General features: G+C 69.3%; 8 protein-coding genes and 1 rRNA gene. 4 read left to right on the plus strand and 5 right to left on the minus strand.

The features are described 5' to 3' along the window. Position 1: 1 nt before the first annotated feature. Genes ABD736_RS16300 through ABD736_RS16315 form a run of 4 tightly spaced genes read right to left on the minus strand, consistent with a single transcriptional unit; the run spans position 2 to position 3,916 of the window. Positions 2-898, minus strand: a complete 897-nt coding sequence (locus ABD736_RS16300) for a TolB family protein (RefSeq protein ID WP_344792937.1) — start codon at positions 896-898, stop codon at positions 2-4. Further along, positions 898-2,022 (minus strand): Gfo/Idh/MocA family protein, encoded by a 1,125-nt coding sequence (locus tag ABD736_RS16305; protein WP_425555041.1) that lies wholly within the window; start codon positions 2,020-2,022, stop codon positions 898-900. Before ABD736_RS16305 ends, ABD736_RS16300 begins: the two co-directional genes overlap by 1 nt. Continuing rightward, positions 2,022-3,122 (minus strand): Gfo/Idh/MocA family protein, encoded by a 1,101-nt coding sequence (locus ABD736_RS16310; protein WP_344792939.1) that lies wholly within the window; start codon positions 3,120-3,122, stop codon positions 2,022-2,024. Before ABD736_RS16310 ends, ABD736_RS16305 begins: the two co-directional genes overlap by 1 nt. Next, positions 3,119-3,916: a sugar phosphate isomerase/epimerase family protein gene (locus tag ABD736_RS16315; protein WP_344792940.1), complete on the minus strand. Its 798-nt coding sequence runs from the start codon at positions 3,914-3,916 to the stop codon at positions 3,119-3,121. The genes ABD736_RS16310 and ABD736_RS16315 overlap by 4 nt, the downstream gene beginning before the upstream one ends. Before the next feature lie 78 nt (positions 3,917-3,994). Here ABD736_RS16315 and ABD736_RS16320 point away from each other — a divergent pair, with 78 nt between their 5' ends. Genes ABD736_RS16320 through ABD736_RS16335 form a run of 4 tightly spaced genes read left to right on the plus strand, consistent with a single transcriptional unit; the run spans position 3,995 to position 7,908 of the window. After that, entirely contained in the window at positions 3,995-5,161 is a 1,167-nt protein-coding gene (locus ABD736_RS16320) for an ROK family transcriptional regulator (RefSeq protein ID WP_344792941.1), read from the plus strand. 30 nt (positions 5,162-5,191) lie between these two features. Then, a complete protein-coding gene (locus tag ABD736_RS16325) occupies positions 5,192-6,232 on the plus strand; it encodes a Gfo/Idh/MocA family protein (protein WP_344792942.1) in 1,041 nt (346 codons plus the stop codon). A gap of 6 nt (positions 6,233-6,238) precedes the next feature. Then, complete coding sequence (locus ABD736_RS16330; RefSeq protein ID WP_344792943.1) at positions 6,239-6,889, plus strand: YqaJ viral recombinase family protein; 651 nt, start codon at positions 6,239-6,241, stop codon at positions 6,887-6,889. A gap of 47 nt (positions 6,890-6,936) precedes the next feature. Beyond that, entirely contained in the window at positions 6,937-7,908 is a 972-nt protein-coding gene (locus ABD736_RS16335; protein WP_344792944.1) for an NADP-dependent oxidoreductase, read from the plus strand. Between the two features lie 71 nt (positions 7,909-7,979). On the opposite strand, the gene rrf is transcribed toward ABD736_RS16335, so the two are convergent. Continuing rightward, positions 7,980-8,096, minus strand: a 5S ribosomal RNA gene (gene rrf, locus ABD736_RS16340). Position 8,097 lies beyond the last annotated feature (1 nt).

The raw sequence follows: 8,097 nt of genomic DNA on the forward strand, positions 1-8,097 counted from the left end.
GTCAGAGCTCCGAATACGTCACGTAGGCGAAGGCCGAGGAATCCGGGGCCCAGCTGCCCACATTCATCGCGCCCTGGCCGCCGAACACGGTGACAAGGTCGCGGCCGGTTCCGCCCGCGGGTGTGGTCAACCTGAGGCGCACGTCCGCGATGTTCTCGGGGTGCCCCTCGGTTCCGGGTGGGTAGCTCACATAGGCGAGGTGCGCCCCGTCGGGCGAGGGGTGCGGGAACCAGTTGACGCGCTCGTCGTCGGTGAGTTGGGTGACGGATGCTCCGTCGGGGCGCACACGGAACAGCTGCGCGTGCCCCGCCGCACCACCCGCGCGCTCTGAGTTGAAGTACACCCACTCGTCGCCGTCAGGGCCCGGCCCGAACTCCGCGCCGTCGTCCTGATAGGGGTCATCCGTGAGCTGCACCTCGTCGCCGCCATCGAGCGGCAGCAGGTAGACATTGGTGACGCGCCGGTCGCCGTCCCATGACAGCCCGATGTAGGCGAGGGTCGAGCCGTCGCGAGAGATCCCGTGCAGGTAGTGGCGGAAGTCGCCGTGGTCGTGCGAGACCTGCCGGGGCCCGCTGCCATCGAGCGGCACCTCATACAGATGCCCGTCCTCGGCCGACACAAAGACCGCGCTCCCATTCGGGGCGATGACGTGGTCGTTGTTGATCTCGGGGATCCCGCCCAGGTCGATCTCGGTCAGCTGGGCGTCGCCAGCGGTGGCGGTGGCCGGCACCCAGAACAGCCGGCCCGCGCCGTTGACGATGAGCGCAGAGCCGTCCGGCATCCAGTTCGGCGCTTCGAACAGCAGCGTGTCCGACGTGAGCACCTCGCGCGGGGCATCCGCCTCGAGGTCGTAGATCCACAGTGTCGCCGACTGCCCCGGCGCGAAGTCGCGAGCCATCAGATCTCCTTCCAGGTGCCGCTCGCGGCGGCATCCATCACGGCCTCCGTGATGCGCACAGCACGCAGGCCGTCCTCGAAGCGCGGCAGCCCGTCGGGCGCCGCACCGGCGATCGCCGCATAGCTGTCCGCCACGAACGCGTTGAAGGCGTCCTGGTAGCCCTGCGGGTGCCCGGCCGGCGTCATCACGAGTCGCGCGGCGTCGGGCGCGAGCTGATCCGCATCGCGCGGCACGAGCAGTGAGCCCGCACGCCGCCCGACCCACAGCGTCTCGGGCTGCTCCTGGTCGAACGCGATCGACTCGGCGGCGCCGGCGATCTCGAGGTGTAGCCGGTTCTTCCGCCCCGGCGCCAGCTGCGACACGAGCAGCGTGCCGATCGCGCCGCCTTCGGTCTCGAGCGTGACCGACACGGCATCTTCGGTCTCGACCTGCGAATGCTGCGCCCGCGTCTTGATGAACGTGCGCGCGGACGCTGCCACCCGCGCCACCCGGTCGCCCGTCACGAACTCGATCAGATCGACCAGGTGCGAGCCGATGTCGGCGAACGCGCGCGAGCGACCGCCGACTGCGGCGTCCACCCGCCAGTTGTCGTCGTCGGCCGACAGCAGCCAGTCCTGCAGATAGGAGCCCTGCACGCTGAGCACGCGTCCCGCCTCGCCTGCCGCGATACGCGCCCGCGCCTCGCGCACGAGCGGATGGAACCGGTATACAAACGGCACGGTCCCAATGCGACCGACGGATGCCTGCACCAGACGCTCCGCATCAGAGACGCTCGTCGCCAGCGGCTTCTCGCACACGACGTGCTTCCCCGCGGCGAGCGCCGCCTCGGTCTGCTCCGCGTGCAGCGCGTTCGGCGTCGTGATGTGCACGACGTCGACCTCCGGTTCGGCCAGCAGCGCCTCGAGTGAGTCGTATGCCCGCTCGATGCCGAGCACGTCGGCCGCCTGCGCCCCGCGGGAGGGCGACGAGCCGACCACGCCGACCAGCCGGGCCCTGGCAGCACGAGCCGCTCGCGCGTGAACCGTCGCCATGAACCCGCCACCGACGATGCCGACGCCGAGCGGTTCCCCGCCTGTCGGCGTCACTGCTCGAGTGTCGACCGCGCGCTGACGGCCGTGTCCCATCAGAGCGTCTTCTCGCTGGGATTCCACGACTCGGGCAGCACAGGCGTGGGCACGAAGGTGCTCTCGACTTCGACCCACTCGCCGCGTTCTGCGGCCTCGATCGTCGAGACCATGATGTCGAGGGCGTGGAAGGCCTGCTCGCCCGACGCCCGCTCGGGAACGCCTGCGCGGATCGCCCGCGCGAGCTCGACGACACCGGTCCCGCGCGCCGCCTTCTCACCGGTGGTCGCGATGGTCTCCTGCGTGCCGTCGGCCTTGTGCAGCACGAGATCGCCCACGAACATGTTGGGGTCGGCGAGCTCGAGCGCCCCGTCGACGCCGGTGACCTCGAACTGCGTGCGTCTGATCTGGGAGTCGAAGCTGAAGATGCTCTGCGACGTCTGGCCACCCTCGAACTCGAACACCGCGGTGACGTGCGTCGGCACGGTCACCTCGAAGGTCTCGCCCGCGCGCGGGCCCGAGCCGATCGTGCGCCGCTCCTTCGACTTCGAGGCGACGGCGGCGACCCGCTTCACGGGTCCGAACAGCTGGATCAGCGTCGTCACGTAATAGGGCCCGACGTCGAACAGCGGCCCTGCTCCCTCCTGGAAGAGGAAGTCGGGGTTCGGGTGCCACGACTCCGGCCCCGGCTGCTGCATGAGCGTCAGCGCCGTCTTCGCCTCTCCGATCGCGCCCGACTCGATGAGTCGACGAGCGGTCTGGATGCCTGCCCCGAGGAACGTGTCAGGGGCCGTCGCCACGCGCAGGCCCGCGGACTGTGCCGCCGTCAGCAGCGCGCGCCCGCTCTCGCGGTCGAGCGCGATCGGCTTCTCGGTCCACACGTGCTTGCCGGCGGCGAGCACCTGGTGCGCGACCTCTGCGTGCACCTTGGGGATCGTCAGGTTCACGACGATCTCGATCTCCGGGTCGGCGAGCAGCTGCTCGACGGTGCCGAACCCCGGCACGCCGAACGCCTGCGCCTGGAACTGCGCCCGATCGAGGTCGATGTCCGCGACGAAGCGCACCTCGACATCGGGGAATGAGGTGAGGTTGGTCAGATACTGCGTGCTGATGTTGCCCGCGCCGATGACACCGACGCCGACAGGGCCCGTCCCCGTCATGCCAGGCCCTCGGCCTTCAGGAACGCGACGCTGTCGGCGACGGCCTGGAAGCGGTCACCGCGTGAGTCGTCCAGCTCGATCACGCGCAGCGCGCTCGGCGCCGCTTCGATGATCGATCGGATCGGCAGTGACCCGGAGCCCACCGCCACCTGGTCCTTGTTCTCGTGCGTGGCGGGACCGTCCTTGACGTGCAGAGCTATCACCTTGGATCCGAGCTCACCGAGCAGCGCCACAGGGTCCGTGCCGCCGACCGCTGCCCAGTAGGTGTCCAGCTCGAGCGCGATGCCCTCCGGCAACTGCTCCGCGAACAGCTCGTACGAGGGCCGCCCATCGATCTTCGTCTCGAACTCGAAGGCGTGGTTGTGATACCCGATCGCCAGCCCGAACTCCTTCGCCTTCTCGGCAGCCGCCGCCAGGTCATCGACGATCGCCTTCACACCGTCGGCGGTCTGCCAGCGCTCCTCGGCGATGTGCGGATCGATGAGCGTGCGGATGCCGAGCCCCGCGGCCTTCTCGAAGATGGGCTCCTGCTCCTCCGCGACGAACCGCTGATGCGCGGTCGGGGTCGTGAGGCCGGCGGCGGCGAGTCCCTCTCCGAGCCCCTGAAGCCCCACGATGTTGAAGGCCTCGACCTGGGTGAACCCCAGCTCGGCCAGGCGCACGAGCGTGCCAGGCAGATCAGCCTGCAGCGCCTCGCGCACGGTATACAGCTGCACAGAGAGCAGTGACTCGGTCACAGAACCGTCCTCTTCATTGAAGTCTGAGATCGCCGAGAGACGTGTCGGCTCCTTCATTCAAACAGACTTCTGTCGGCAGTCAAGCAAAAGTCCATCGCATGCCGCCGTCTTTCGCCGCTGTGGTTCAATGACGTCATGTCCGGCGACGCGCGCGGCCCACTCGTGGCCCCCGATGCGCGCGATCTCTTGCGGATGCTTCGCACCGGCCCCCCGAAGACGAGGGCGCAACTCGCAGAGCTGACGGGGCTCGCCCGCTCCACGGTCGCCGCCCGCCTCGACGGCCTCGTGGCCTCTGGCCTGGTCGTCCCCGCCGGCGGCGAGCTCTCCTCCGGCGGCCGCCCTCCCGCTCTGCTCGCCTTCAATCCGTCGGCGCGCACCGTGCTCGCCGTCGACCTCGGCGCGACCCACGGCGTCGTCGCGCTGACGGATCTCGCCGGCAGCATCCTCGAGACGGAGTCCCGCGAGCTGGCCATCTCCGACGGCCCCGAGCCGATCCTCGACTGGGCGATCGCCGCCGCCAAACGCGTGCTCAGGAAGAGCGGCCGCTCCGCCGCCGACCTCGTCGGCATCGGCGTCGGCCTGCCCGGCCCCGTCGAACACGCAAGCGGCCTGCCGACGAATCCGCCCATCATGCCGGGCTGGAACCGCTTCGACGTCCCCGGCTACCTGCGGCACCACTTCGACATCCCCGTGCTCGTCGACAACGACGTCAACATCCTGGCTCTGGGCGAGCACGCGATGACGTGGCCGGATGCCACGGACATGGTTTTCGTCAAAGTGTCCACCGGCATCGGCGCCGGCATCATCTCCGGTGGTCGCCTGCAGCGCGGCGCCCAGGGCTCCGCAGGCGACCTCGGTCACGTGCGCGTGCCTTTCACGCGGCGCACACCACAGCACGGCGCCGTCGATGCCGACCTCGAGGCGCTGGCGAGCGGTCCCGCCATCGCCGCCTGGATGACCGAGCGCGGCGTCCCCGCACGCACCAGCCAAGACGTTCTGGCCGCGGGTCTTCGTGGCGATCCGATCGCCGTGCAGGGACTCCGGCAGGCCGGCCGTGACCTCGGCGAAGTCTTGGCGACGGTCGTCAACCTGCTGAACCCGTCGATCGTCGTGATCGGCGGCAGCGTAGCCCGCGCGGGGGAGCACCTTCTCGCGGGCGTGCGCGAGGTCGTCTACGGTCAGTCGACGCCGCTTGCGACGCAGCACCTCAGCATCGTCCATTCGCGCGCGGGAGCCACCGGCGGCGTGCTCGGCGCGGCGATCATGGTGATCCAGCGCGTCCTCGACGATCCCTCTGACTGAGCTCCCAACCACCACCAGGAAAGGACACCGATGTCTCTCCCCGCCCCGCGCTTCCCCGACCCCTCCGACGCCCCTACGCTGCGCTGGGGCATCCTCGCCCCAGGCGGCATCGCCCGCAGCTTCGCTACCGCGCTTCGCGACCACACAAGTCAGAAGGTCGTCGCTGTGGCCTCCCGCTCCCTCGACCGTGCGCAGTCCTTCGCCGACGACTTCGACGTGCCGAACGCCTACGGCGACTACGCCGAACTCGTGGCGAACCCCGAGGTGGAGGCGGTGTACATCTCCTCCACGCACAACGCCCACCTCGAGCTCGCACTGCTCGCGATCGACGAGGGGAAGCACGTGCTCGTCGAGAAGCCCGCAGGCTTCTCCGCCGCAGAGGCCGAGCGCATGCTCGACGCGGCACGCGCCAAGGGCGTCTTCCTGATGGAGGCGATGTGGACGCGTTACCTGCCCCACACCGACGTGGCGCGCCAGCTGCTCGAATCCGGCGCGCTGGGTGAGATCCGGCTCGTCACGGCCGACTTCGGCGTGAACGTGCCGTTCGACCCCGAGAGCCGCATGTACGACCCCGCCAAAGCCGGCGGCGCTCTCCTCGACCTCGGCGTCTACCCGATCTCGTTCGCGCAGTTCGCCCTGCCCGCCCTCAACCAGAGCCCGCGCCTTCACGTCGCCGGCTCCCTGTCCCCCACCGGCTCCGACGCGCAGGTCTCGTTGATTCTCGAGGCGGATGCCTCATCGCACGCCCTCCTCCATGTCGGCGTCGAGTCCCGCACCCCCTGGTCCGCGAGCATCTCCGGCACCGCCGGACGCATCGAAATCGACGCCCCGTTCTGGTCGCCGTCTGCGCTGACGTTCTACCCGAACGACGGGGAGCCCGAGCGCTACCCCGGTCACCCGACGATCAGCGGCAGCGGCGGAATGGCGTACGAGGCTGCCGCCTTCGCACGTTACCTCGCCGCCGGCCTCGACGACTCACCGCTGCACCCGTTCTCCGAGGCCATCGCCACGCTGCGGATCATCGACGAGGCGCGTCGGCGGCTCGGCTACACCGCCGGCCTGGAAGAATAGCGTCTCGTGACCGATCTCCTTCTTCCCGGCTTCGAGGAAGAAGAGACCGCTCCGCGCCGCTCGAGCCACCTCGACCGTGTCGTCGCCGACTCGAGCGATCGGGTCGCCTGGCTTCGCGCCCGCAGCCGCGGCATCACCGCGACCGACGTCGCGAAGCTCTCAACGCCGCGGTCCGTGGAGGCGGCTGCGCGCGAGAAGTGGTTCGGAAGCAGATTCAGCGGCAATGCGTACACAGAGCACGGCCGCGACCGCGAGCCGGTGATCGCGGCGTGGACACTGGACCACCACGGCATCGCCCCGTCGTCCCTCCTCTTTCACGCAGAGCACGACACGCGCCACCTCGCGACTCCTGACGGGCTGGCGGTCACTGATGCCGGCGCGCTTGTCCTCGCCGAGATCAAGACGACGAACAAGCCCTGGCGCTCCATCCCGCGGCACTACCTGCGTCAGATTTGGTGGCAGCAGTACGTGCTCGGGGCCGAGCGCACGCTCTTCGTCTGGGAGCGCCACGAGGACTTCGTCCCTGTCGGCGAGCCCGAGTGCCGCTGGGTCGAGCGCGATGAAGACGCGATCGCGACCCTCGTCAGCCTTGCCGCCCAGCTCGTCGCCACGATCGACGGGTTCGCCAGGCGACACAGCGGCGCAATCGGAGTGTAATCCGCAGTCGTTAGCGTCGTTCGTACCGAGGCCTGGAGGTACGAATGGTGACCGAGTTCATGACCGCCGCGGTGATCGAGCGCTTCGGCGGTCCCGATGCGTTGACGATCGCACAGGTCCCTCGACCGGATCGCCTCAATGATGAGGTCCTCGTCGAGATCCACGCGGCCGGAGTCGACCCATTCGACGCGAGTGCGCGGGCTGGCCAGGGATCAGCGGTCGCGATAGACCGGTTCCCGGCCGTCCTTGGCTGCGATTTCAGCGGCACCGTCGTTGAGACCCCTTACGCCGCGCATTCACTGCGGCCAGGTGACGCGGTCTACGGCGTGATCCCGGTCCCGCGGTACGCCGGCAGCTATGCCGAGTACGCCTCTGTGCCAAGCCTGTGCATCGCGCCCAAGCCCGTCGGGCTGTCACACGTCGAGGCTGCCGCAGTTCCCCTCGCGGCTCTGACGGCCTGGGGCATCGTCACCACATTGGCCAAAGCGCACGAGCGCCAGCGCGTCCTGATCCATGGGGGCGAAACCGGAGCCGGTCACTTCGCCGTGCAGTTCGCTGCGTACTTCGGCGCACATGTCATCGCCACGGCGTCCGCCCGCAACCTCGAATGGCTGCGCGGTCTCGGCGCGCGCGAAACGATCGACCCCGTGTCGGCCTCCCTCGAGCGCGAGCTCGATCCCGTCGACGTCGTCATCGATCTGAGCGACGACGGCGACGACCTCGCGCGCTCGCGCGCGCTCGCCCTGGTCCGCAGCAACGGCCTCGTCGTCAGCGGCCCCACCGGATCGCTGCCAACCCGCCAGACACAGAGCCCGCCGACCGGTGCGCGCACGACCGCCTACCACGCGTCACCCGACGGCGCGACGCTCGCCGTCATCTCGCGGCTTCTCGAGCAGGGATCCGTACGCCCGCACGTCGACGAGATCTTCGGCCTACCGGATGCCTCAGCAGCACATGCGCGTCTCGAATCAGGCGACGTGCGCGGAAAGCTCGTGATCGCGCACCAAAAGGGCGAATAGCGCCCGCCCGAATAGCAGCGGGTTAAATGCAAGAGGCCCCATCCGCAATGGATGGGGCCTCTCTAATAGGTGTTCGGCGGTGTCCTACTCTCCCACAGGGTCGCCCCTGCAGTACCATCGGCGCTGGGAGTCTTAGCTTCCGGGTTCGGAATGTGTCCGGGCGTTTCCCTCCCGCTATGGCCGCCGAAA

Origin of the sequence: Gryllotalpicola daejeonensis (assembly GCF_039538145.1) — a bacterium.
Taxonomy (GTDB): Bacteria; Actinomycetota; Actinomycetes; order Actinomycetales; family Microbacteriaceae; genus Gryllotalpicola; species Gryllotalpicola daejeonensis.

What these genes read in the sequence shown, in the direction of transcription:
- ABD736_RS16300 (WP_344792937.1), bottom strand. Translation starts at nt 898, where the DNA reads ATGGCTCGCGACTTCGCGCCGGGGCAGTCGGCGACACTGTGGATCTAC.
- ABD736_RS16305 (WP_425555041.1), bottom strand. Translation starts at nt 2,022, where the DNA reads ATGGGACACGGCCGTCAGCGCGCGGTCGACACTCGAGCAGTGACGCCG.
- ABD736_RS16310 (WP_344792939.1), bottom strand. Translation starts at nt 3,122, where the DNA reads ATGACGGGGACGGGCCCTGTCGGCGTCGGTGTCATCGGCGCGGGCAAC.
- ABD736_RS16315 (WP_344792940.1), bottom strand. Translation starts at nt 3,916, where the DNA reads ATGAAGGAGCCGACACGTCTCTCGGCGATCTCAGACTTCAATGAAGAG.
- ABD736_RS16320 (WP_344792941.1), top strand. Translation starts at nt 3,995, where the DNA reads ATGTCCGGCGACGCGCGCGGCCCACTCGTGGCCCCCGATGCGCGCGAT.
- ABD736_RS16325 (WP_344792942.1), top strand. Translation starts at nt 5,192, where the DNA reads ATGTCTCTCCCCGCCCCGCGCTTCCCCGACCCCTCCGACGCCCCTACG.